General features: G+C 64.9%; 21 protein-coding genes and 1 pseudogene. 13 read left to right on the plus strand and 9 right to left on the minus strand.

Annotated elements, in window-relative coordinates:
• Positions 1-125: 125 nt before the first annotated feature.
• Positions 126-1130, minus strand: a complete 1005-nt coding sequence (locus WDC87_RS09605) for a LacI family DNA-binding transcriptional regulator (RefSeq protein WP_151355111.1) — start codon at positions 1128-1130, stop codon at positions 126-128.
• Between the two features lie 95 nt (positions 1131-1225).
• Here WDC87_RS09605 and WDC87_RS09610 point away from each other — a divergent pair, with 95 nt between their 5' ends.
• The 5 genes from WDC87_RS09610 to WDC87_RS09630 are packed head-to-tail and all read left to right on the plus strand — an operon-like array spanning position 1226 to position 5861.
• On the plus strand, positions 1226-2278 hold the full coding sequence (locus WDC87_RS09610) for a sugar phosphate isomerase/epimerase family protein (protein WP_252745242.1): 1053 nt from the start codon (positions 1226-1228) through the stop codon (positions 2276-2278).
• Between the two features lie 27 nt (positions 2279-2305).
• Complete coding sequence (locus tag WDC87_RS09615; RefSeq protein ID WP_252745241.1) at positions 2306-3523, plus strand: nucleoside permease; 1218 nt, start codon at positions 2306-2308, stop codon at positions 3521-3523.
• 12 nt (positions 3524-3535) lie between these two features.
• Positions 3536-4660: a Gfo/Idh/MocA family oxidoreductase gene (locus WDC87_RS09620; protein WP_252745240.1), complete on the plus strand. Its 1125-nt coding sequence runs from the start codon at positions 3536-3538 to the stop codon at positions 4658-4660.
• 19 nt (positions 4661-4679) lie between these two features.
• Positions 4680-5546: a sugar phosphate isomerase/epimerase gene (locus WDC87_RS09625; RefSeq protein ID WP_252745239.1), complete on the plus strand. Its 867-nt coding sequence runs from the start codon at positions 4680-4682 to the stop codon at positions 5544-5546.
• Positions 5547-5564: 18 nt separating this feature from the next.
• On the plus strand, positions 5565-5861 hold the full coding sequence (locus WDC87_RS09630) for a cytochrome c (RefSeq protein ID WP_005415640.1): 297 nt from the start codon (positions 5565-5567) through the stop codon (positions 5859-5861).
• 10 nt (positions 5862-5871) lie between these two features.
• On the opposite strand, the gene WDC87_RS09635 is transcribed toward WDC87_RS09630, so the two are convergent.
• The 6 genes from WDC87_RS09635 to WDC87_RS09660 form a co-directional block, all read right to left on the minus strand.
• Positions 5872-6630 carry a DUF1080 domain-containing protein gene (locus WDC87_RS09635; RefSeq protein ID WP_252745238.1) on the minus strand — a complete coding sequence of 253 codons (759 nt, stop codon included), beginning with the start codon at positions 6628-6630 and terminating at the stop codon, positions 5872-5874.
• Positions 6630-7205, minus strand: coding sequence for a gluconate 2-dehydrogenase subunit 3 family protein (locus WDC87_RS09640; RefSeq protein WP_088496559.1), 576 nt, complete (start codon positions 7203-7205; stop codon positions 6630-6632). The genes WDC87_RS09635 and WDC87_RS09640 overlap by 1 nt, the downstream gene beginning before the upstream one ends.
• The gene (locus WDC87_RS09645; RefSeq protein ID WP_088496558.1) at positions 7205-8890 is read right to left on the minus strand and encodes a GMC family oxidoreductase; all 1686 of its coding nucleotides are present in this window, start codon (positions 8888-8890) and stop codon (positions 7205-7207) included. Before WDC87_RS09645 ends, WDC87_RS09640 begins: the two co-directional genes overlap by 1 nt.
• A 27-nt stretch (positions 8891-8917) precedes the next feature.
• Complete coding sequence (locus WDC87_RS09650) at positions 8918-9814, minus strand: TIM barrel protein (protein ID WP_252745250.1); 897 nt, start codon at positions 9812-9814, stop codon at positions 8918-8920.
• A gap of 210 nt (positions 9815-10024) precedes the next feature.
• Complete coding sequence (locus WDC87_RS09655) at positions 10025-10807, minus strand: SDR family oxidoreductase (protein WP_188241199.1); 783 nt, start codon at positions 10805-10807, stop codon at positions 10025-10027.
• Positions 10804-11130 (minus strand): nuclear transport factor 2 family protein, encoded by a 327-nt coding sequence (locus WDC87_RS09660; RefSeq protein ID WP_072168647.1) that lies wholly within the window; start codon positions 11128-11130, stop codon positions 10804-10806. The genes WDC87_RS09655 and WDC87_RS09660 overlap by 4 nt, the downstream gene beginning before the upstream one ends.
• A gap of 98 nt (positions 11131-11228) precedes the next feature.
• On the opposite strand from WDC87_RS09660, the gene WDC87_RS09665 reads away from it, so the two are divergent.
• Positions 11229-12140, plus strand: coding sequence for a LysR family transcriptional regulator (locus tag WDC87_RS09665; RefSeq protein ID WP_072168646.1), 912 nt, complete (start codon positions 11229-11231; stop codon positions 12138-12140).
• 307 nt (positions 12141-12447) lie between these two features.
• Here the strand turns inward: WDC87_RS09665 and WDC87_RS09670 are convergent, their stop codons facing one another.
• On the minus strand, positions 12448-13407 hold the full coding sequence (locus WDC87_RS09670; RefSeq protein ID WP_223276915.1) for an NIF family HAD-type phosphatase: 960 nt from the start codon (positions 13405-13407) through the stop codon (positions 12448-12450).
• 399 nt (positions 13408-13806) lie between these two features.
• Between WDC87_RS09670 and WDC87_RS09675 the strand changes: the two genes are divergently transcribed.
• Positions 13807-14256: a protein-tyrosine phosphatase family protein gene (locus tag WDC87_RS09675; RefSeq protein WP_223276962.1), complete on the plus strand. Its 450-nt coding sequence runs from the start codon at positions 13807-13809 to the stop codon at positions 14254-14256.
• A gap of 66 nt (positions 14257-14322) precedes the next feature.
• Here the strand turns inward: WDC87_RS09675 and WDC87_RS09680 are convergent, their stop codons facing one another.
• Positions 14323-14757 (minus strand): helix-turn-helix domain-containing protein, encoded by a 435-nt coding sequence (locus WDC87_RS09680; RefSeq protein WP_049397645.1) that lies wholly within the window; start codon positions 14755-14757, stop codon positions 14323-14325.
• A gap of 104 nt (positions 14758-14861) precedes the next feature.
• Between WDC87_RS09680 and WDC87_RS09685 the strand changes: the two genes are divergently transcribed.
• From WDC87_RS09685 to WDC87_RS09710, 6 genes and pseudogenes are all read left to right on the plus strand, one after another.
• The gene (locus WDC87_RS09685) at positions 14862-15479 is read left to right on the plus strand and encodes a cation diffusion facilitator family transporter (RefSeq protein WP_049397646.1); all 618 of its coding nucleotides are present in this window, start codon (positions 14862-14864) and stop codon (positions 15477-15479) included.
• Entirely contained in the window at positions 15476-15628 is a 153-nt protein-coding gene (locus WDC87_RS09690) for a hypothetical protein (RefSeq protein WP_162838286.1), read from the plus strand. The genes WDC87_RS09685 and WDC87_RS09690 overlap by 4 nt, the downstream gene beginning before the upstream one ends.
• A 108-nt stretch (positions 15629-15736) precedes the next feature.
• Positions 15737-16960: a TolC family protein gene (locus WDC87_RS09695; RefSeq protein WP_223276982.1), complete on the plus strand. Its 1224-nt coding sequence runs from the start codon at positions 15737-15739 to the stop codon at positions 16958-16960.
• A 137-nt stretch (positions 16961-17097) separates the two neighbouring features.
• Positions 17098-17904 (plus strand): annotated as a pseudogene (locus WDC87_RS09700) (efflux RND transporter periplasmic adaptor subunit); the annotation flags it as partial.
• Positions 17905-17912: 8 nt separating this feature from the next.
• Entirely contained in the window at positions 17913-21110 is a 3198-nt protein-coding gene (locus tag WDC87_RS09705) for a CusA/CzcA family heavy metal efflux RND transporter (protein ID WP_252745237.1), read from the plus strand.
• Positions 21107-21385: a hypothetical protein gene (locus tag WDC87_RS09710; protein WP_049397649.1), complete on the plus strand. Its 279-nt coding sequence runs from the start codon at positions 21107-21109 to the stop codon at positions 21383-21385. The genes WDC87_RS09705 and WDC87_RS09710 overlap by 4 nt, the downstream gene beginning before the upstream one ends.
• The last annotated feature ends 6 nt before the right edge of the window (positions 21386-21391 follow it).

Genomic DNA, 21391 nt, shown 5'->3' on the forward strand with positions numbered 1-21391 from the left:
CTGCTGCCACGGCCCTTGCCGGGCTGCCTGCGATGAGTCTGACAGCTTTGCGTCAATTCGGGATCAAGGTCGCGGCACGACGCGCGGGCCGGCCGCCCTGCTCCGACTGCCCTGCCTCGCCTGCGCTACCACCGAGGCGCCGCTGTCGAACCGCGCAGCATGAAGCTGAACTCCAGCGTCTGCTGAAGCGGTACATCGACCTGTTCGATGATGGCGAGCAGCAGGTTGACCGCGCGCTCGCCGATTTCACGCATCGGCTGCCGGATGGTCGTCAGCGGCGGGGTGAGATAACGCGAAGAGGCCAGGTCGTCGAAGCCGACGATGGAGAGCGCTTCCGGAACGCGGATGCCCCGGTCGCGACAGGCCGCCAGTGCCCCCAGTGCCATCTGGTCGCTGAAGCAGAACACCGCGGTCGGCACGGGCGTGCCGTCCAGCAGCGCCATCACCGCCGCATGCCCGGACTCAACGGAAAAGTCCCCGGGCACGATGCTCAGCTGGCGCAGGCGACCCCGCGCCTTGCCGGCGGCCCGGACCCCTTCCAGCCGCTGCTGGTGCAGGGGGTTGTCAGGTGGCCCGCCGACCACGGCGATCCGTTCGTGCCCCAGGCCGTACAGGTGCTCCATCACCGCGCGTGCGGCGGCCGCGTTGTCGATATGGACGCTGGGGATGCCCAGTGCGGGGTCGAACTCACATCCATTGACCACCGGCGCAGCTGCACCGCGCTGCTCGACGATTTCGCGCGCGGTCGGTGGCAGGCGATGGCCCAGCACGATCATGCCGTCGGCCTCGTTGCGCCGGAGCATCTGTGCGTAGCGCTCCTCACGATCGGGTTGATGCTGGGTATCGCCCAGCAGAACCGCGTAGCCGACCGCCTGCGCGGCCTCCTCCGCACCCTGCAGGATCTGTGCGAAGAACGGATTGGCGATGTCCGGGACGGTGACCAGGATCTTGCCGCTGCGCTGGGTCTTGAGCGTGCGGGCCACCGTGTTGGGCACATAGCCCAATGCGGCGGCGGCCTGCTCGATGCGCGCACGGGTGGCCGGCAGCACCTTGTCCGGCCGGGAAAGCGCCCGTGACACCGTGCCTGCGGAGACGCCGACGTGCCTGGCGATGTCGTAGATGGTGGCCATGGCGTTAGTTCTCCTGTCCGCTGTGCAGTGCACAACAGGTCCTGCGTGCGCCCCTGCTAGGATAATGCAATCGATTGCATCGAGGGCGAATCACGTTGAAGACGCTCAAGGGTCCAGCGCTGTTCCTGGCGCAGTTCATCGGCGACACAGCTCCTTTTGATCGGCTGGACACGCTGGCCGGGTGGGCCGCGGGTCTGGGCTATTCTGGCGTACAAGTTCCCACCTCCGCGCCCCACCTGTTCGATCTGGCCGAGGCGGCGCGCAGCCAGGCGTACTGCGACGATGTTGCCGGCATGCTGGCCGGGTACGGCCTGCAGATCACCGAACTGTCGACGCATCTGCAGGGGCAGCTGGTCGCGGTCCATCCCGCCTACGACAGCCTGTTCGACGGATTCGCACCCGTAGACGTGCGCGGCAACCCGCCCGCGCGCCAGGCTTGGGCCGTGGAGCAGCTGCGGCTCGCCGCGCAGGCCAGCCAGCGCCTGGGGCTGACCGCGCACGCCACGTTCTCCGGTGCGCTGGCCTGGCCCTACTTCTATCCGTGGCCGCAGCGCCCGCCGGGCCTGGTGGAAGAAGCCTTCGCCGAACTCGGCCGCCGCTGGCGCCCGATCCTGGATGTGTTCGATGCCTGCGGCGTGGACCTGTGCTTCGAGATCCACCCGGGCGAGGACCTGCATGACGGTGCGACATTCGAGCGCTTCCTCGATGAGGTCGACCATCATCCCCGCGCGAAGATCCTGTACGACCCCAGCCACCTGCTGCTGCAGCAGATGGATTACCTCGGTTTCATCGACCGTTACCACGCCCGCATCGGCATCTTCCACGTCAAGGACGCGGAGTATCGCCCCAGCGCGCGCAGCGGCGTGTATGGCGGCTACCAGGACTGGATCGATCGTCCGGGCCGGTTCCGCTCACCCGGTGACGGCCAGATCGACTTCAAGGCGATCTTCTCGAAGTTCGCCCAGTACGACTTCCCCGGCTGGGCGGTGCTGGAGTGGGAGTGCTGCCTGAAACACCCGGAGGACGGCGCGCGCGAGGGTGCCGCCTTCATCCGCGATCACATCATCCATGTAACCGAACGCGCCTTCGACGACTTTGCCGGGAGCGCCACGGACGCTGGATCACTGCGCCGCATGCTGGGAATCTGAGCCACGACCGCCCCGGGAGGGCAAGCCATGACGCACGCCATGTCGCGCCTGGGCGCGATGATGTTTCTGCAGTTCTTCATCTGGGGGGCGTGGTTCGTCACCCTGGGTACCTACCTGGTACAGGGCCCGCTGCAGGCCAGCGCAAGCCAGGTGGCAACGGCGTTCCTCAGCCAGTCCATCGGCGCCATCGTGGCGCCGTTCCTGGTCGGCCTGATCGCAGACCGCTACTTCGCGGCGCAGCGCATCCTGGCGGTGCTGCACCTGGCCGGCGCGGTGCTGATGTGCCTGGCGTCCACCGCCACCAGTTTCAGCGTGTTTTCCGCGTGCGTCATGGGCTACATGCTCCTGTTCATGCCGACGCTGGCACTGGCCAACAGCGTCGCCATGCGGCACATGCAATCGCCGGAGAAGCAGTTCCCGCTGGTACGCGTGGCCGGCAGCGTCGGCTGGATCGTTGCAGGCGTGCTGATCGGCTGGCTGGGCTGGGAACAGGCGCATCGGCTTGAACTGACCTTCCGCATGGCCGCATTGGCATCGCTGGTGCTGGGCCTGTATGCGTTCACCCTGCCGCACACGCCGCCACTGGCGCAGCAGCGCGATGCCGGGCTGGGACAGATCCTGGGGCTGGATTCACTGCGGTTGCTGAAGTCGCGCGCCTACCTGGTGTTCTTCCTGGCTTCCATCGCCATCTGCATCCCACTGTCGTTCTACTACAACTTCACCAATCCGTATCTCAACGACCTGGGCGTGCAGGGCGCGGCCGGCCTGCAGTCGCTGGGCCAGGTGTCCGAAGTGCTGCTGATGCTGGCCATGCCGTTCCTGTTCGTGCGGCTGGGGGTGAAGACCATGCTGGCGGTCGGCATGGCAGCCTGGGTCGTGCGCTACGCGCTGTTCGCCTTCGGCGATGCGGGCAGTGGCTTCTCCCTGCTTGTGATCGGCATCGTACTGCATGGCATCTGCTACGACTTCTTCTTCGTCACCGGCCAGATCTACACCGATGCCCACGCCGGCCCCGCCGCGCGCAGCAGCGCGCAGGGCTTCATCACCCTGGCCACCTATGGCGTGGGCATGCTGATCGGCACCTTCCTGTCCGGCGCGGTAGTGGAGCACTTCACCACCGAGGCCGGCCCCGATTGGCAGCAGATCTGGCTGTTCCCGGCCGGCGTTGCACTGGTGGTGCTGATCGCCTTCCTGCTGCTGTTCCGCGACCGCCCGGTAGCGGCGGCCGCGTCGTCCACACCCTGAGGAGACCGGCCGATGCCCCTGCTTGGAATCGCCATCGTTGGTACCGGCATGATCGGCGCGGTGCATCGCCGCGCGGCACTGCTGGCTGGCGCCGAGGTGCGCGGCGTGGCCGCCTCGTCGCCGCAGCGCGCGCGCGAGGTGGCGCATGCGTGGAATGTCCCGCGCGCCTATCGCGATATCGAGGACGTCGTCGCTGATCCCCAGGTACAGGTCGTGCACATCTGCACGCCCAACCACCTGCACCGCGCGATGGCGCAGGCCGCACTGGACGCCGGCAAGCACGTGATCTGCGAGAAACCGTTGGCGACGACGCTGGACGATGCGCAGGCGCTGGCGGCGCTGGCCGCCTCGACCGGACTGGTCGCCACCGTCCCCTTCGTCTACCGCTACCACCCGGTGGTCCGCGAGGCACGCGCACGCATCGCGCAGGGCGATCTGGGGCCACTGCACCTGATCCATGGCAGCTACCTGCAGGACTGGCTGCTGGACCCGGCCAGCAACAACTGGCGGGTTGACCCTGCACTGGGTGGCACATCGCGCGTGTTCGCTGACATCGGGTCGCACTGGTGCGACCTGGTTGAATGGGTCAGCGGCGAGTGCTTCGCCGAAGTGAACGCGGCGTTTGCCACGGTGATCCCCGAGCGCAGCGCAACCACCTCCCAGAGTTTCAGCACGCCGGCGACAGACGGCGCAAAGCAAGCGGTCGAGAGCGAGGACGTGGCCGCAGCGATGTTCAGGACCGGCGCGGGCACGCTGGCGTCATTGACGGTCAGCCAGGTCTCGGCCGGACGCCACAACCGGCTCTGGTTCGAGATCGACGGCGCCAACGCCAGCGTGGCGTTCAACCAGGAGGATGCCGAGCGGCTGTGGATCGGCCTGCCCGAGCAGCGCGAGGAAATCTTCGTACGCGGCCCGGGCGCCGGCAGTGCCGAACAACGCCGGTTGTCGCCGCTGCCAGCGGGGCACGCGCAGGGCTACGGGCAGTGCTTCGAAGCGTTCGTGGCCGACACCTATCGCGCCATTGAAGGCGAGCGGCCGCAGGGCCTGCCCACCTTCGAAGACGGCCTGCGCTCGGCGCAGATCGTTGATCGTGTCATTGCATCGGCCAGGTCACGCACCTGGACCACCATCGGTTGAATCCCGGGAGGATCTGTTGATGAACATCCCTGTCCGTAGAACTGCAACCCTCGTCCTGCTGCTGCTTGCAGTCCTGCCCGCCTTCGCAGGAAACACAGCCGGTGCGCAGAAGCCCATCGCCGTGCAGATGTACACGCTGCGCAACGCCGGCCCGCTTGACCAACAGCTGAAGATCGTCCACGACGCGGGCGTGCGTGCGGTGGAGACCGTCGGTACGCAGAATGCAAGCGCTGCGGAGCTGAAACAGTTGCTGGACCGTTACTCGATCAAAGCGGTTTCGTCGCACGTTCAGCTGGCCGAGCTGCGCGACAACCTGGATGCCGTGGTGGCCTTCAACCGCTCGATTGGCAACAGCACGCTGGTGGTGCCCTATCTGGACCAGAAGGACCGTCCGCGCGATGCCGCCGGCTGGACCGCGTTGGGCCGGCAGCTGGGCCGGATTGCCAGGCAGGTGCGCGGCAAGGGGATGCAGCTGGCCTATCACAACCACGACTTCGAGCTGGTCGACTTCAATGGCAGGACCGGACTGGAGCTGCTGTTCGACGCCGCCGGCCCCGAGCTGCAGACCGAACTGGACCTGGCCTGGGTCGCGCGCGCGGGCCTGGACCCGGCCGTGATGCTTGGCAAGTTCCGCGGCCACATATTTGCGGTACACGCCAAGGACAATGCGCCCAAGGGCGAGGCCGAAGACGAAGGTGGATTCGCTGCGGTCGGCCAGGGCGTGCTGGACTGGGACGCGATCCTGCCGGCCGCCGCCACCGCTGGCGTGCAGTGGTACATCGTCGAACACGACCAGCCACGCGACCCGGCCAAGGTCATCCAGGCCGGCGCGGACTACCTGCGTGAACACCTGACCACCAACCTGCCCACCCGTGCCCACCGCTGACGCATCAAGGAGCCCCACATGAAAATGATCCTGGCAGTGGCCGTGGCCCTGGGCGGCATGAACGTTGCGACGGCAGCGTGGGCCAAGGACGACCCGGCCGCCGGCGCGAAACTCTACGCCCAGCACTGCACCGCCTGCCACGGTGCTGAACGCACCGGTGTACCGCCGACGTTCCCGGCGCTCACCGATGTCGGCAAGCGGCTGCAGCCCGCCCAGGTCAAGGACAGGATCAGGAAGGGCGGCGGTCTGATGCCCCCCTTCCCGCAGCTGTCACAGCAGGAGATCGATGACATCGCCAGCTACCTGGCGAAGTAGCGGGTGGGCGCTACAGCTCGCGCACCCAGATGTTGCGGTAGCTGACCTTGGAGTCATGTTCCTGCAGATACAGCGGCGCGCACCCATGCGGTGCGTACGAAGGCGCACCGATGTATTCGGTCCTGCCCGCCAGCACGGTGTCGTCCTGTACCAGCACGCCGTTGTGCAGCACGGTGATCCGTGCGGGCGACGTCAGGCCGCCGCCCGGCGAGAAGCGCGGGGCCTTCCAGAGGATGTCGTAGACCTGCCACTGGCCCGGTGCGCGCGAGGCGTTCACCCGTGGCATGGCCTGCTTGTAGATCGAACCCGCCTGGCCATTGGCGTAGGTCGGGTTGTGGTAGCTGTCGAGTACCTGCAACTCATAGAGTCCCTGCAGGAAGATCCCGCTGTTGCCCCGGTTCTGGCCGTCGAAGCCCTTCGTTTCGGCGGGCGTACGCCATTCGACATGCAGCTGGACATCGCAGAAGGGTTGCCGGGTACGGATGCCCTTGCTGCCCGGAACAACCGTCATGGCGCCTCCGGCAACCTTCCAGGGCACGCGGCCACCCTGCTCCGATTCCCACGCGGAGAGATCCTTGCCATCGAACAGCACGATCGCATCGGACGGTGCCTTGCCGGGTGGCGTTGCCACGGTCGCGGGCACAGGGGTCCACACTTCCGTCTTCTTCGGGTCACGCACAGCGTCGGCACTGTCCTGTGCGAACGCAGATGCAGCGGCCAGCAGGCCGGCGGTGATCAACGCAGGGCGGATCATCAGGTTGGTGTCCATCAGCTGGTTCCCCAGGCAGGTGTGCCGGGGACATAGGCGAGGTCACCGTCGTAGCGCCCCGGCACGGCGACGTACTGCAGCACCCCGGTCGCACCGACCTTGGAGGTGAAGAAGCCGAAGATGGCCAGCTGCTTGATCATCGTGAAGTAATGCGGCATGGCTTCGCCCTCTTCGGGCGTTCCAGTTTCGGTCACGTCTGCATTGCGCGCCTTGGCTTCGGCATCCAGTGTACGCAGCAATCCGGTGCGCGCCTCCGCCGTGAGCGACACGAAGCGGCCACCGGCGCGCTTGTCGATGTCCGCCAGCCCGGCGCGGAACACCGCCTGCTGCCTGGCGGTGTAGCAGTCGCTGACGAACGTCGCCATGAACGCACCGGCGCCCGCGTCCTTCGCCCCGGGTGTCCGGGTCCGCGGCAGGATGGTCTCGGCGATCTCGTCCAGCGTGCTGATTTCGGCATCGGAGAACGCGGCCATCGCCCCGGCCGCTGGCGCTTTGCCCTGCACCAGCGCAGGCAGGCCGACCATGGCCGCACCGGTGGCGGCGACGATCATCTTCAGCAGTTCGCGGCGATCCATCACAGGTTCCCCGCTTTCAGTTCGCGTACCGCGTGGTCGGCCGCGCGCGCGGTCAGCGCCATGTAGGTCAGCGACGGATTCACGCAGGCGCTGGAGGTCATGCAGGCACCGTCGGTGACGTACACATTGGGGGCATCCCAGACCTGGTTGTGCGCGTTCAATACCGAGCTCTTCCGGTCCCGTCCCATACGCGCAGTCCCCATCTCATGGATGCCCTTGCCCGGGGCGTAGTCGTTGTCGTGCATCTTCACGTCCTTGACCCCGGCCGCCTCCAGCATTTCGGCAGCATCGGCGGCCATGTCCTTGCGCATCGCCAGTTCGTTGGCGCGCATGGACACGTCCATCGCCAGCACCGGCAGCCCCCACTTGTCCTTGCGCTCGCGGTCCAGGCGGATCGTGTTGTCGTGGTGCGGCAGCATCTCACCGAACCCGGTCATGCCGATGCGCCAGTCACCGGGCACGGTCAGCGCTTCCTTCAGGTCGGCACCGATGTTCAGCTCGGCGATCTCGCGCGACCAGCCGGTGCGGCTGGCACCGCCCTGGTAGCCGAATCCGCGCAGGTAGCCACGCTTGTCGGCGGCGACATTGCGGAACCGCGGAATGTAGAAGCCGCACGGACGGCGGCCGAAGTAGTACTTGTCTTCGTAGCCCTCGACCCGGCCCGAGGCGCCCGCACCGAAATGATGGTCCATCACGTTGTGCCCCAGCTCGCCCGACGAAGACCCCAGCCCCCCCTCCCAGACATCGGTGGCCGAGTTCATCAGCAGCCAGGTCGAGTTGAAGGACGATGCGTTGAGGAAGATGACCTTGGCCGTGTACTGATAGGTCTGCCCGGTCTCGGCGTCGATGACCTCCACGCCACGCGCGCGCTTGCGATCCTTGTCGTAGAGCACTTCCTTGACGATCGAGAACGGGCGCAGGGTCAGGTTGCCGGTTTTCATCGCCGCTGGCAGCGTCGCCGCCTGGGTCGAGAAGTAGGCACCGAAGGGACAGCCCAGAATGCACTTGTTGCGATACTGGCAGTTCACGCGCCCCTGCTCGGGCATCGGCTGGGTGATGTTGGCCGTGCGCGAGTGGATCATGTGCCGCGTGCCGCCAAAAGCCTTCCTGATCCGCGCGGCCACGTCCTTCTCGACGATGTTCAACGGGATCGGCGGCAGGAACTCACCATCCGGCAGCACGTCCAGTCCCTCGCGCGTGCCGGCGATGCCGGCGAACTTTTCCACATGGTCGTACCACGGCGCGATGTCGGCATAGCGGATCGGCCAATCGGTGGCGATGCCCTCCATGAGGTTCGCCTCGAAATCCAGGTCGGAGAAGCGGTAGCTCTGACGGCCCCACAACAGCGAACGGCCACCGACGTGGTAGCCGCGGAACCAGTCGAAACGCTTGGTTTCGATGTAGGGTGAGTCCTGCTCGTTGGCCCACATTCCTTCCAGGTTCTCGGCGAGGCCGTAGTCGCGCATCAGCACCGGAAAAGCGGCCTTCATCGCCTGCGTCGGCCGGTTGCGATGCGGGAAGTCCCACGCTTCCTTCATCGCATTGACGTAGTCCTTGACGTGCTCGATGTTGCGCCCGCGTTCCAGCATCAGGACCTTCAGGCCCTTCTCGGTCAGCTCCTTCGCTGCCCAGCCGCCACTGATTCCCGAGCCAACAACAATGGCGTCGTAGTGATTATCTGCCATGGGTCTCTCACCTGGGTGGATATCGTTTCAGACGTCGCAGAGGCGGATCGCCTCGCGCAATGAAGCAACGGGATCGGGCGCGGCAGGCATGAACTCCTGCGCCAGATACCCCTTGAAACCGGTGTCGCGGATCGCGCGGCAGATGGCCGGATAGTTGAGCTCCTGCTGGTCTCCGATCTCGTTCCGGCCGGGCACGCCTGCGGTGTGGTAGTGCTTGAAACAGGCATGGTGTTTTCCGATGGTGGCGATGATGTCGCCCTCCATGATCTGCATGTGGTAGATGTCGTAGAGCAGGCCGAAATTGTCCGAGCCGAGCCGCTGGCACAGCTCCACGCCCCATGCGGAGTGGCAGCACAGGTAGTCGCGATGGTCGACCCTGGAGTTCAGCAGTTCCATCACCAGCACGACGCCGCGCTTCTCGGCATGCCCGAGGACGCGCTTGAGGCCGGCCTCGGCATTGGCCATGCCGTCGTGGGGGTCCATGCCATTGCGGTTGCCGGAGAAGCAGATGAGGTTGCGGTAGCCGGCATCGGCGACCAGGTCGATGTGCCGCGTGTAGCGCTCCACCAGTTGGTCGTGGAACTCGCGGCCGGCGAAACCCTTGGTCAGGCCCAGCTCCGCGCCGTTGCACATCGAGCTGTAGACGCCGTGGGCCTTCAGCGTGGGCCAGTGTTCGGGACCGACCAGGTCGATCGCGGCGAAACCGATGTCCTTCACCGTCGCGCAGAGCTGGGCAACCGACAGCTGCGGGAAGGTCCAACGGGCGACGGCCTGCTTCAGGTTTCCTTTGAGGGGGGCATCGGCGGCGAATGCAGGGAGCACACCTGCAGCCCCCAGGCCAATGCCGCCGGCAACCGCAAGACGTAGCGCGTCGCGTCGCGTGATGCCCATCGCCGGGGCCGGTCTGATCGAATGGATGGACATCCACCTGCCGGCCTCCCAACCGACATCAAACACTGAGGATTCACTGCAATGCAATCGATTGCACCATAGGGGAGGAATTTGTGTGTTTGCAAGTCGCAGTGCACGAAAATCAATGCTGCGAGGCACAACTCCGCAGCCGACCTGGAAAACAAAAGCCCCGCGTGAGCGAGGCTTTCCTTCTGGCGGTGGAAGCAGGACGACGCCTGTTGGCTACAGCGTCGAAATCGTGCCGCCGTCGATCCGATACTCCGTTCCGGCAATCGACGCCGACCGGGGAGACGCCAGGAACACAATCAGATCGGCCACCTCCTGCGGTGCCGCGGGCCGTCCCACCGGGATCCCCCCGAGCCAGTCCATGACCAGCCTCTTGCCACCTTCATAATCGGTTCCCGCTTCTGCCGCGATCCGCTCTGCAAATTCCCGGGATGCTTCTGTCTCGATCCAGCCCGGCGCTACGCTCAACACCCGCACGCCCTTGGGGGTGACCTCTCGTGAAAGCGACTTGCTGTAGGTCGTGAGTGCCGCTTTGGCGGCGGCATACGCGGTGGTGGACTCCGGCAGAGGCAGCATGCGCTGGATCGAACTGACGTGGATGATCACGCCAGCGCGCTGCGAGAGCATGGATGGCAGCAAGGCACGATCCAGACGGACCGCCGGCATCAGATTCAGGTTCAGCTCGGCAAGCCAGTGCGCATCACTGATCGCTGCGAAGCCGCCGCCAGGTGTCTTTGATCCCCCCAGCACATTGACCAGGATGTCTGCGCTGCCCCATGCCTGCAGCACGGCGTGGGCGAAAATGCCGGTGCCCTCGGCCGTCGACAGATCGGCGGCTACGTAGGCGACTCCTTCCACCGGGCGTGCCGGCAGGCTGCGCGCCGACGTCATCACCCTGGCCCCGGCCTCGGCAAGGGTCCTGACCACGGCCGCCCCCACACCGGCCGTGCCGCCGGTCACCACGGCCCGCAGGCCACCGAGTTGAAGATCGAAGCTCATGCGGTGATCTCCAGCGATGCGATCAGGCCCCGTTCCAGTTCGAAACGGTAGCTCAGCAGAATCGGACTGCCGGGGAAGTTGCCGCTCACGATGGCACGGACAACGTGGTGTTTCCCCTGCCGTTCGATGGCGCTCGGCACGCTGGTGGCGCTGTATTTGGCGGATGCCTCGGCCAGGAAGGCTTTGATGGCGTCGACGCCGACGAGGGTGTGCCCGTCGTCCTTCAGCACAGCCTGGGCGGCAAAACAACGCGCCAGCACTTCGGGGTCATGTTCGGCCGCGAAGTACGCGGCGATGGGTTCTGGGAGAGTCAACGCATTCATTCCTGGCTCCTGCAGTGGTGAGGCGCTCAGGATGTGCACGCAGGTCGGTTAAGTGAATGCCCTATAATCCGAATGGGTTATGTCAAGAATCTTACATAATGCGCGGATCCGAGTTCGCTGAACTGAAGGCCTTCGTGGCGGTAGTGGAACGTCAGAGCTTCGCGCGGGCGGCGGAACATCTGGGGGTATCGCCCTCGGCCCTGAGCCAGACCATCCGTCAACTGGAAGGCCGTCTCGGCACCCGCCTTCTGAATCGCACAACACGAAGCGTGGCACCCTCGGCAAGTGGCGGACGACTGTACGCGCGCATCGCGCCGCTGTTCCAGGAGTTGGCGGTAGCGGTCGCTGAAACCAGCGAAGCGAGCGGACGGATCAACGGGACCCTGCGGATCAATACGCTGGGCATCGCCGCAAGAACACTGATTGCCCCGCGGCTTGCCCGCTTCCACCAGGCCTACCCTGATGTCGTTGTCGACATCGTGGTCGACGACGCGCTCAGCGACATCGTCAGTGGGCGGTTTGATGCAGGCATCCGCGTGGGTGGGCAGCTCGAGAAGGATATGGTGGCCATCCGCCTCACTCCCGACCTGAACATGGTGGCCGTGGCGTCACCGGATTACCTCGCACGCCGTGGAACGCCGCGAACTCCGGCGGACCTGCAGGATCACGCCTGCATCAACTGGCGGCTGCAGAGTGACGGCAGGCAGTACCGATGGGAGTTCAAGAAGCGAGGCCGCCACCTGGAGGTCGCCGTGGACGGTCCTGTCGTCACCAATCACGCTGACGTCGGGATTGCGGCGGCACTGGCCGGCCTCGGAATCGCCTATCACTTCGAGCAGGATCGCGTGGGGGAACTGCTGGCCCAGGGATTGCTGGTGCGGGTACTGGCGGATTGGTCGGTCTCGCGCCCCGGGCTTTTTCTCTACTACCCGAACAGGCGGCACCGCCCCGCCCTGCTGGGTGCGTTCATTGATTGCCTGCTGGACCAGGGCGTGTTCGGTAATCGGTGACAACATCGAGGAACGTCCGCATCGGCCGCCGCCGGACAACAGGATCCCGGCAGTGCCTCAAGAACGACATGGGCCCCAGGCAGGCATGCCAGGAGCCCTTGTCGGGATGCACCGAAGATGCGCTTAGAACGGTTGTGCACACATGTTGTGCATACCTCATTACTAGGCATCTCTCTAAAACACTGCCTTTCTAGGAACTCATTCACCATGGATAGCACCATTTATTCTACCAAATGGAAAATTTGGGTGAGAAAGAGTGCCCACTGACCTCAATCCTATATTTTTCTCAACACTTCAGAGGGGGACGCTATGACTCTCCTTGCCCGAACTCGGTACGGGCCGCCCGCAGCACGCGAGCCGGTTCAGAGCTGAGGGCTTCGGCAGGTGGCATGCCGTTGAGCAGAGCGTGCGGTGAGAGAAACCACTCTGCCTCACGCCATCCGGTGCTGTGAAGTTGCCCGTACGGCTCGATCTCGAAATGACCGATTGCACGCAGTGCTGACAGGATTTCTGCCAAATATTCAACGGGCTCGCCGTTTTCACCAAACTGCCAGTCTGGGTAGCGATAGCCGGGCACAGGCTTCGTTACATAGACCCCGAGTAGCTGGCCGGCTCTGCGCAGCTGACCGGCTAGGCCGCTACCACTGGTCAATGACGGGCCGAGCTGTGAACTGACTTCGGCGGCGCTATGCCACTGTGCGGCAAGTTCATCTCGCCTGACGGCGGCGTCGGACAGGATCTTCTGGGCCGATGAGCAGGCGTCGGAACGCCGTGGTGCGCCCGTTGCTTCTGCCTGTGGCTTTAGCTGTTCTTGGAGAGATGCTTCAGTGAAATTGCCCGTTGCGTGGATGCGATCGAGCAGGAGTCGAAGCGCGATCGCTAATCCCTCGTCCTCTGATGGGTAGGGAGACGCAAACAGAGGTATCTGAACCCACAGATGCTCCTGTCCTGGGTGTACATAGGGGCGATGATCATCAAGCAGCAAGGCCGCGCCTAATTTTGGTGTGGCTAGCCGTAGATCCTTCGTGCTGCCCGTCCAATGGATGTATTCAAGGCTCGCGAACCACGGAGGCGCGCTTCCTTCACGAACCAACAAATCGGCAATGCTGCGAAAGCGCTCTTCCGGCACAGTCGTAAACATCATGAGCTGACTGAAGTGCGATCGGACGTCCTCCAAGAACCGACAGAGGCCGGGTCTTGGAATCTGGCTTATCGCATTGGAAATGAGTGTCCCTTCGAGGTCCAATGCCAGAATGCTCGGCTTCATGTGTTGTCTCTAGCGAGGAGCGTGTGTACACCTTGCTCCTGGACACTCTCGCTGTCCAACACGTGAGCCTACTGGTACACATGCAGCGTGAGCCTACTGGTACGCATGTAGCGTGAGCCTACTGGTACTTGTTGCCTGCAACTGACAAAAGGATCACCTTTGCTGTGCTGCTCGGCAGGGCGGCACCACTAGGTCGGCTGGAATGTTTAGCTCAAGGATCGGCATAGAAGCCATGGGTGGTCGCCGCTGCGCCGCGGCTCTCTTAGTTGCCGCGATGAGGGATCGACAATGTTCAGAACTAGTCACACACATCCTCTGCATATCGCCACGATCGCTGTCGGAGTCAGTGGCGGCGCAGTAGGTGTAACTTTCGCGCCAGGGAAGTTTCAAAAGGCCGCGATGACGGGGCCATGGAGTCGTGACATTGACGTGGACCTTTGCGCGATTCGCCAGTGGGGCGCGGGGTACCTGATCTCCCTGATTGAGCCATGGGAGTTCGATGAGCTTAGGATTGCCGCGCTGCCAGAGCGGGCGATGGCGCAGGGAATCAAGTGGTACGGACTTCCAATCGTAGACGGCGCAGCGCCTAACAGTTCCTTCTTGGAGGCATGGCGCGAGTTGGGCCCAGCACTCAGTAATGAGTTGTTGCGCGGAAGCCGCGCAGTTGTGCATTGTAAGGGCGGGCTAGGACGAGCTGGCACCGTAGCGTGCTTGTTGCTGTTAGAAACAGGCACGGCTGCCACTGGTGAGCAGGCCATGAGCATGGTTCGTCAGGTCAGGCCGGGTGCGATCGAGACGCATGAGCAGGAGGACTTCATACGCGCCTGGAGTCCAGGTTCGGGCAGCTAGGCTACAGGCAACTGACACCGTCGACCGGCCGGACTGCAGAAGTCATAGGTTTTGGACCGCGGGTGCCTAGGTAGCGCTCTTGCTCGATTCCTTGCGTGGGGAGTCCTCGGAAGTCGGCTGGCGCAGCGTCGACAGGATGGTGCACTCAGCTCGCTGTCCGCCGTGACAACTGGCGATTACCCGTTCCAGTTCGTTGGCCATACGTTGCAAGTCTGCCATCCGGGCGCGAATGTCGGACAAGTGGCTGCGGGCCAGACGATCCACATCCACGCACGACAGGCCCTCGTCTCCGGCCAGCTGCAGCAGGCTACGGACCTCTTCCAGGCTGAAGCCCAAATCCCGACCGCGGGCAATGAAGCGCAGGCGCTCAATGTCCGCCAATCCGTAGACCCGGTAACCATTGCCTGATCGTCCCGGCCTCGGGAGCAAGCCGATACGCTCGTAGTAGCGGATCGTCTCCAGATGGCACCCGCTGGCGGTGGCGGCGTCACTAATTTTCATTCGTAGTAGGCTTGACTCCGTAGTAGCTACGGACTTTACCCTCGTGGGCCCTGCCATGCCAGCGGACCGCGCCGGCCCGGCTCCCCTGCGATGGAGAAGATCCGATGAGTGATTGCGGCTGCCACCACGAGGCAAAGAACGCGCAGGAACGGCGCGTGCTGTGGATCGCTCTGGCCCTGAACGCTGCAATGGCGGTGATTGGCGGCATTGCCGGCTGGATCGCCCATTCCACCGGCTTGCTTGCCGACGCACTGGACATGCTCTCCGACGCCACGGCCTACGCCATTGGGTTGGTCGCTATTGGTCGGACGGCGCGCTTCAAGGCCAACGCTGCTTGGGTCAGCGGTAGCGTGCTGCTGATTCTGGGCGTTGGCGTGCTGGTCGAGGTCGGTCGCCGCGTACTCCACGGGGCTGAACCGGTAAGCGGGTGGATGATCGGTACGGCTCTATTGTCGCTAGTGGTCAATCTCGCGGTCCTTCGCATGCTGGCGCCACTGAAGTCTGGCGAAGTACATCTGCGGGCGACGTGGCTTTTCACCCGAGCCGATGTGGTAGCCAACGTGGGCGTGATCCTGGCTGGCCTGCTGGTGTGGTGGCTGGCCAGTCCATATCCGGATTTCGTAATCGGTGCCCTTATCGGCCTCTACGTGATGAAGGAAGCCTTTGAAATATTGGGCGACGCGCGCCGGGCACGCGCCGACGCGCGCAAGACCCCTGCATGACCGCGGGCGGCCAGCTGGGATTTTCCCTGCGCTGGTTGCTGCTGGCGCAATTGGCTGTCGGCCGGTATTTGCCTGAAATCGAGGCCGAAACGCGTGCAGATGCGTATGAGCATCTGCACGCGCCCTTTCGACCGCCAATTTCCGGGTGACGCATGTGGGCGCAGGCCGATCCCTGTGATCTCGAGAACCTTCGGAGTACTTCCATGTCTGTGCGATGGGCGGCCTTGGCCGCGTTGCTGTTAACGGGCGCAGCAGCGATGCCTGCGGCGGCGGTCGAGTTGATGACCTTGGACGATGCCTTTGCACGCGTAGCCCAAACCCATCCCGAGCTGCGTCTGGTCGATGCGCGAGCCACTGTCCTCGTTGCCGAGCGAGATAAGGCGGTGCAGCGCCCACCCTGGACGCTCGGTGCCGAGGTCGAAAACGCGCTGGGCACCGGCGCGGCCGGTGGCTTGGACAGCGCCGAGTTGACCTTGAGCCTGAGTTCGGTGCTGGAGCGCGGCGGCAAGCTCGACGCCCGCCGTACCTTGGCACAAAGCCGGATTGATGCGCTGGCCGTGCAGCGCGAGACCGGGCGCCTGGACTTGCTAGCCGAGACGGCGCAGCGCTATTTGGCTGTCGTTGGTGCCGACCGGCAACGAAGCCTAGCGGACATCGATGTTGGCCAACGCCAGCGAACCGTGGCCGCCGCCAGGCAGCGCCTGCAGGCCGGCGCTTCACCCGAGTCGGTGCTGCTCACCGCGCAGGCAGCGCTTGCGCGGGCCGAGCTGACGCGTGATCGGGCCGAGCAACAGCGACTCGCTGCTCGTCAGCATCTGGCCGCTTTGTGGGGCGAACGTACTCCCAGCTTCGAGGTGGCCCCGGCCGATCCGATGGCCCTGCCGAAGATCGCCTCCATGCAGACGCTGGCCGATGAGTTGGAACGGACTCCGGAATTGGCGCAGTTTGCCGACGCCCGCCGGATCGCGCAGGCACGACTGCAGCTGGCGCGTTCAGCGGCCTCACCGGACCTGTCCTGGCAGCTCGGAGTGCGCCGACTACAGGAGACCGATGACACCGCGCTGGTCGCCAGCTTATCCATGCCGCTGGGTAGCCGCAGCCGCGCACAGCCAGAGATTCGCGCCGGCGAAGCCGAGCTGCAGGTCCTGACGATCGAGCGCGAGGCCAAGGGCCTGTCGCTGTACTCCACGCTGGTCGAAGCCCATGGCCGCTACACCGTGGCACAGGCCGAGGTGGCGCGCCTGCACGGCGACGTGTTGCCGAAGCTGGCCCGAGCCGAGCAGGCCGCTGAGCGTGCCTATCGTGCTGGGGCGATCAGTTACCTGGAATGGGCACAGTTGCAGTCCGAACGCGCCGCCATGGCCCAGCAACAGCTGGACGTCGCCTTGGATGCGCAGCGCGCCCTGATCGAAATTCAACGACTGACCGGCCAGGCGCTTGTCACGCCGCCGGCTGCCGCTTCCACTGGAGAGACCCCATGAATCGCTTTTCCTGGACCGCACTGGGCATGGCCCTGATGCTGGCGGCCTGCAACGCGTCGACCCCCAACGAAGCATCTGAAGGAGGCCACGCCGCTGAGGGCGAAGAGCACGGCGAGCACGAGGAAGCGCCGCTGGAAACCGAGATCGCGGCCAAAGCTGCGCAGGCGGCGGGTATCCAGGTCGCGCCGGCTGGACCCGGTGAGATTGCCGATGAGCATGAGGTGCAAGGGCTGTTGACCCCAATCGATGGGCGCATCGCGCAGGTCACTGCACGCTTCCCCGGACCGGTCCGTTCCGTGCGAGTGGGCGTGGGTGACCAGGTACGCACCGGCCAGGTGCTCGCGACAGTGGAGAGCAACCTCAGCCTGACCACCTACACCATCACCGCGCCGATCAATGGCGTGGTCATGGCGCGTACGGCCACCGTGGGCATGTCGGCGCCTGAGGGCGCCCCGCTGTTCGAGGTCGCCGACCTGTCCACGCTGTGGGTGGACCTGCACATCTTCGGCGCCGACGCCCAGCACATCAGTGCCGGCGTGCCGGTGACGGTCACCCGCTTGAGCGATGGCGTCACGGCGCAGACCACATTGGAGCGCGTCCTGCCCGGCACCGCCACTGCCAGCCAAAGCACCATCGCCCGCGCCACCGTGGCTAATACCGATGGGCTGTGGCGGCCGGGTTCAGCGGTCAAGGCGCGGGTCACCGTGGATCGCCAATCGGCGTCGCTGGTGGTTCCGATCACCGCCCTGCAGACCGCACAGGACCAGGACGTTGTCTACGTGCAGCAGGGCGAGACGTACCACACCCGGCCGATCAAGCTGGGGCGCCGCGACGCCGAACGCGCCGAAGTGCTGGAAGGGCTCAAGGCGGGTGAACGAGTGGTGGTGGCCCAAAGCTTCTTGATCAAGGCCGACATCGAAAAATCCACCGTGGAAGAGGAATGAGGCCCGCCATGCTCGAACGCCTCATTGGTCTGTCCATCCGCCACCGCTGGCTGACGCTGGTGCTCACCGCTGCGCTAGTCGCACTGGGCGTGTGGAGCTACCGTCACCTGTCCATTGACGCCACGCCCGACATCACCAACGTCCAGGTCCAGATCAACACCCAGGCCCCGGGTTACTCGCCGCTGGAGGCCGAGCAGCGAGTGACCTTCGCCATTGAAACGGCCATGGCCGGGCTACCAAAGCTGGACTACAGCCGCTCGCTGTCGCGCTACGGACTCTCCCAGGTCACTGTCGTCTTCAAAGACGGCACCGACCTGTACTTTGCCCGCCAGCAGGTCGCCGAAAGGCTACAGCAGATCGCATCTCAGCTGCCCGAAGGGTTGGACCCAGAGATGGGTCCCATCTCTACCGGCCTGGGCGAGATCTTCATGTACACCGTGGAGGCTGAGCCCAACGCCCGCAAGCCCGACGGCACCCCGTATACCGCCACGGACCTGCGCACCCTGCAGGACTGGGCGATCCGGCCGCAGCTGCGCACCACGCCTGGAGTGACCGAGGTCAACACAATCGGTGGCTTTGAGCGGCAGATCCACATCACCCCGGATCCGGCCCAGTTAGTGGCACTGGGCTTTACGCTGAACGATGTGGTCGCAGCGGTCATGCGCAATAACCAGAACATCGGTGCCGGCTACATCGAGCGCAACGGCCAGCAATTTCTGGTCCGCGTGCCCGGCCAGCTGGCCAATCTGGACGCGATTGGGAACATCGTGCTGGACCGGCGCGATGGCGTGCCCATTCGCGTCCGCGACGTCGCTAGCGTAGGCGAAGGCAAGGAGCTGCGCACGGGTGCGGCGACCCAGAATGGCCATGAGGTCGTGGTCGGTACCGCCTTCATGTTGTTCGGCGCCAACAGCCGGGAAGTCTCCCAGGCGGCCGCGGCCAAGCTGGATGCCGCCAACGCCAGCCTGCCTGCCGGCGTCCATGCCAAGGCCGTCTATGACCGCACCGCGCTGGTGGATCGCACCATCGGCACGGTGTCCAAGAACCTGATCGAGGGCGCGCTGCTGGTGGTGGTGGTGCTGTTCCTGCTGCTGGGCAATGTGCGCGCCTCGTTGATCACCGCGGCGGTGATCCCGTTGGCGATGCTGTTCACCATCATCGGCATGGTGCGTGGCGGCGTGTCGGGCAACCTGATGAGCCTGGGCGCGCTGGACTTCGGCCTGATCGTGGACGGGGCGGTGATCATCATCGAGAACTGTCTGCGCCGGTTCGGCGAGGCGCAGCACGCGCTGGGCCGCCAGCTCAACGATGAAGAGCGCTATGACCTGACCGCCTCGGCCACCGCCGAGGTGATCCGTCCCAGCCTGTTTGGCCTGGGCATCATCGCCGCGGTCTACCTGCCGATCTTCGCGCTGTCCGGGGTAGAAGGAAAAATGTTCCACCCGATGGCGATCACGGTGGTGCTGGCCCTGACCGGCGCCATGGTGTTGTCGCTGACCTTCGTGCCGGCGGCGATCGCCAGCTTCCTGCGCGGCCGTGTGGCTGAGCACGACAACCGCCTGATGCGCTGGTCGCGTGCCCGTTATACGCCGCTGCTGGATTGGGCCCTGCGTCGGCGCGTGGTGGTGCTGGCCGGCGCGGCCGTGCTGGTGGTGGGCTGTGGCGTGCTGGCCACCCGCTTGGGTTCGGAGTTCGTGCCGAGCCTGGATGAGGGCGACATCACCTTGCAGCCCATGCGTATTCCCGGCACCAGCTTGGAGCAGTCGGTGGCCATGCAGGAAACGCTGGAGAAGCGCCTGGCCCAGTTCCCGGAGGTGGCCAACATCTTCTCAAAGATCGGCACCGCCGAGGTGGCCACCGATCCTATGCCGCCGTCGATGGCCGACACCTTCCTGATGCTCAAGCCCCGCGACCAGTGGCCCGACCCGCGCAAGCCCAAGGCCGAGCTGGTGGAAGAGCTGGAGGCGGCGGCCAAGGAGATCCCGGGTAGCAACTACGAGTTCACTCAGCCCATCCAGATGCGCACCAACGAATTGATCTCCGGCGTTCGCTCGGACGTTGCGGTCAAGGTCTACGGCGACAATCTTGACCAGCTGACCCGCCTGGCCAGCCGGGTCGAGCGCGTCCTGCGCGGGGTCCCCGGCGCCGAAGACGTCAAGGCCGAGCAGGTTACTGGCCTACCACTGCTCACCATCACGCCAGATCCAGCGGCATTGGCGCGGTATGGATTGAATCCGGGTGACGTGCAGGACACGGTGGCAACCGCCATCGGCGGTAGCGTCGCTGGCCAGCTGATCGAGGGCGACCGCCGATTCGACCTGGTGGTGCGTTTGCCCGAATCGCTGCGGCAAGACCCGGCTGTGCTTGCGGACCTGCCCATTCCACTGCCGGAGAGCACCAGTATCGATGAGTCCAGCCGTGTAGCCGCTGGTGCCAACGGTGGGCCTCGCACTGTTCCACTACGAGAAGTGGCGAAGATACAGGTAGAGCGCGGGCCCAACCAGATCAATCGTGAGAACGGCAAGCGTCGAGTGGTGATCACCGCCAACGTGCGTGAGCGTGATCTTGGCGGATTCGTTGGCGATCTGCGTACCCGCATCGGCCAGGATGTACCTCTTCCAGAGGGGTACTGGATCGATTATGGCGGCACGTTCGAGCAGCTGATCTCGGCCAGCCAGCGCTTGGCGGTAGTTGTCCCGGTCACATTGGCGCTGATCTTCGCCCTGCTGTTCATGGCCTTCGGCTCGGCCAAGGATGCCGCCATCGTGTTCAGTGGCGTTCCCTTGGCATTGACTGGTGGCGTAATCGCCTTGGCTCTACGCGGAATTCCGCTGTCAATCTCTGCGGGCGTAGGCTTCATTGCGCTTTCGGGCGTGGCAGTACTCAATGGCTTGGTCATGATTGCCTTCATCCGCCGACTGCGTGAGCAAGGCGACGCCCTCGAAGATGCTGTCCGGGATGGCGCCCTGGGGCGACTACGACCGGTCTTGATGACTGCCCTGGTGGCTTCCCTTGGTTTCCTGCCGATGGCTTTGAACGTAGGCGCTGGTTCTGAAGTACAGCGGCCGCTGGCCACAGTCGTAATCGGCGGTATCGTGTCCTCGACCGCGCTGACGCTGTTGGTCCTGCCGGTGCTGTACCGCTGGCTACATCGCGACCGCGGCAGTCGTGGCGATGGCGCTATCCAAGATCCCTCAACCTCATGAACGAGATCAATTTGGAAGAGGTCCGGGCAGCGATGTTCACGGACCCGGGCGTGAAAGCGGTAGACGGCCTGCGGCTCGTCCCAGGCCTGGCACCTGGACGCGCGATTGCGGCCACCATCACTGTCGCTGCCCCCTCGGTGGACCTTGACGTGGTCCACGCTGTGATCGCCCGGGTACTTTTCGATCAATTCGGCATCGAGCGGGCAGTGCTTTCCTTCAACGACCCTGGGCCAGTGCCGCCGCCACCCACGGCGGCGCCCTTGAAGAAATTGTGACCGCTG

Origin of the sequence: Stenotrophomonas maltophilia group sp. Smal12 (assembly GCF_037079935.1) — a bacterium.
Lineage (GTDB): Bacteria > Pseudomonadota > Gammaproteobacteria > Xanthomonadales > Xanthomonadaceae > Stenotrophomonas > Stenotrophomonas sepilia.

Excerpts from the sequence above, each read along its gene's own strand:
- WDC87_RS09605 (WP_151355111.1), bottom strand. The coding sequence starts at position 1,130 with ATGGCCACCATCTACGACATCGCCAGGCACGTCGGCGTCTCCGCAGGC.
- WDC87_RS09615 (WP_252745241.1), top strand. The coding sequence starts at position 2,306 with ATGACGCACGCCATGTCGCGCCTGGGCGCGATGATGTTTCTGCAGTTC.
- WDC87_RS09620 (WP_252745240.1), top strand. The coding sequence starts at position 3,536 with ATGCCCCTGCTTGGAATCGCCATCGTTGGTACCGGCATGATCGGCGCG.
- WDC87_RS09625 (WP_252745239.1), top strand. The coding sequence starts at position 4,680 with ATGAACATCCCTGTCCGTAGAACTGCAACCCTCGTCCTGCTGCTGCTT.
- WDC87_RS09630 (WP_005415640.1), top strand. The coding sequence starts at position 5,565 with ATGAAAATGATCCTGGCAGTGGCCGTGGCCCTGGGCGGCATGAACGTT.
- WDC87_RS09635 (WP_252745238.1), bottom strand. The coding sequence starts at position 6,630 with ATGGACACCAACCTGATGATCCGCCCTGCGTTGATCACCGCCGGCCTG.
- WDC87_RS09640 (WP_088496559.1), bottom strand. The coding sequence starts at position 7,205 with ATGGATCGCCGCGAACTGCTGAAGATGATCGTCGCCGCCACCGGTGCG.
- WDC87_RS09645 (WP_088496558.1), bottom strand. The coding sequence starts at position 8,890 with ATGGCAGATAATCACTACGACGCCATTGTTGTTGGCTCGGGAATCAGT.
- WDC87_RS09650 (WP_252745250.1), bottom strand. The coding sequence starts at position 9,814 with ATGTCCATCCATTCGATCAGACCGGCCCCGGCGATGGGCATCACGCGA.
- WDC87_RS09655 (WP_188241199.1), bottom strand. The coding sequence starts at position 10,807 with ATGAGCTTCGATCTTCAACTCGGTGGCCTGCGGGCCGTGGTGACCGGC.
- WDC87_RS09660 (WP_072168647.1), bottom strand. The coding sequence starts at position 11,130 with ATGAATGCGTTGACTCTCCCAGAACCCATCGCCGCGTACTTCGCGGCC.
- WDC87_RS09665 (WP_072168646.1), top strand. The coding sequence starts at position 11,229 with ATGCGCGGATCCGAGTTCGCTGAACTGAAGGCCTTCGTGGCGGTAGTG.
- WDC87_RS09670 (WP_223276915.1), bottom strand. The coding sequence starts at position 13,407 with ATGAAGCCGAGCATTCTGGCATTGGACCTCGAAGGGACACTCATTTCC.
- WDC87_RS09675 (WP_223276962.1), top strand. The coding sequence starts at position 13,807 with ATGACGGGGCCATGGAGTCGTGACATTGACGTGGACCTTTGCGCGATT.
- WDC87_RS09680 (WP_049397645.1), bottom strand. The coding sequence starts at position 14,757 with ATGAAAATTAGTGACGCCGCCACCGCCAGCGGGTGCCATCTGGAGACG.
- WDC87_RS09685 (WP_049397646.1), top strand. The coding sequence starts at position 14,862 with ATGAGTGATTGCGGCTGCCACCACGAGGCAAAGAACGCGCAGGAACGG.
- WDC87_RS09690 (WP_162838286.1), top strand. The coding sequence starts at position 15,476 with ATGACCGCGGGCGGCCAGCTGGGATTTTCCCTGCGCTGGTTGCTGCTG.
- WDC87_RS09695 (WP_223276982.1), top strand. The coding sequence starts at position 15,737 with ATGCCTGCGGCGGCGGTCGAGTTGATGACCTTGGACGATGCCTTTGCA.
- WDC87_RS09705 (WP_252745237.1), top strand. The coding sequence starts at position 17,913 with ATGCTCGAACGCCTCATTGGTCTGTCCATCCGCCACCGCTGGCTGACG.
- WDC87_RS09710 (WP_049397649.1), top strand. The coding sequence starts at position 21,107 with ATGAACGAGATCAATTTGGAAGAGGTCCGGGCAGCGATGTTCACGGAC.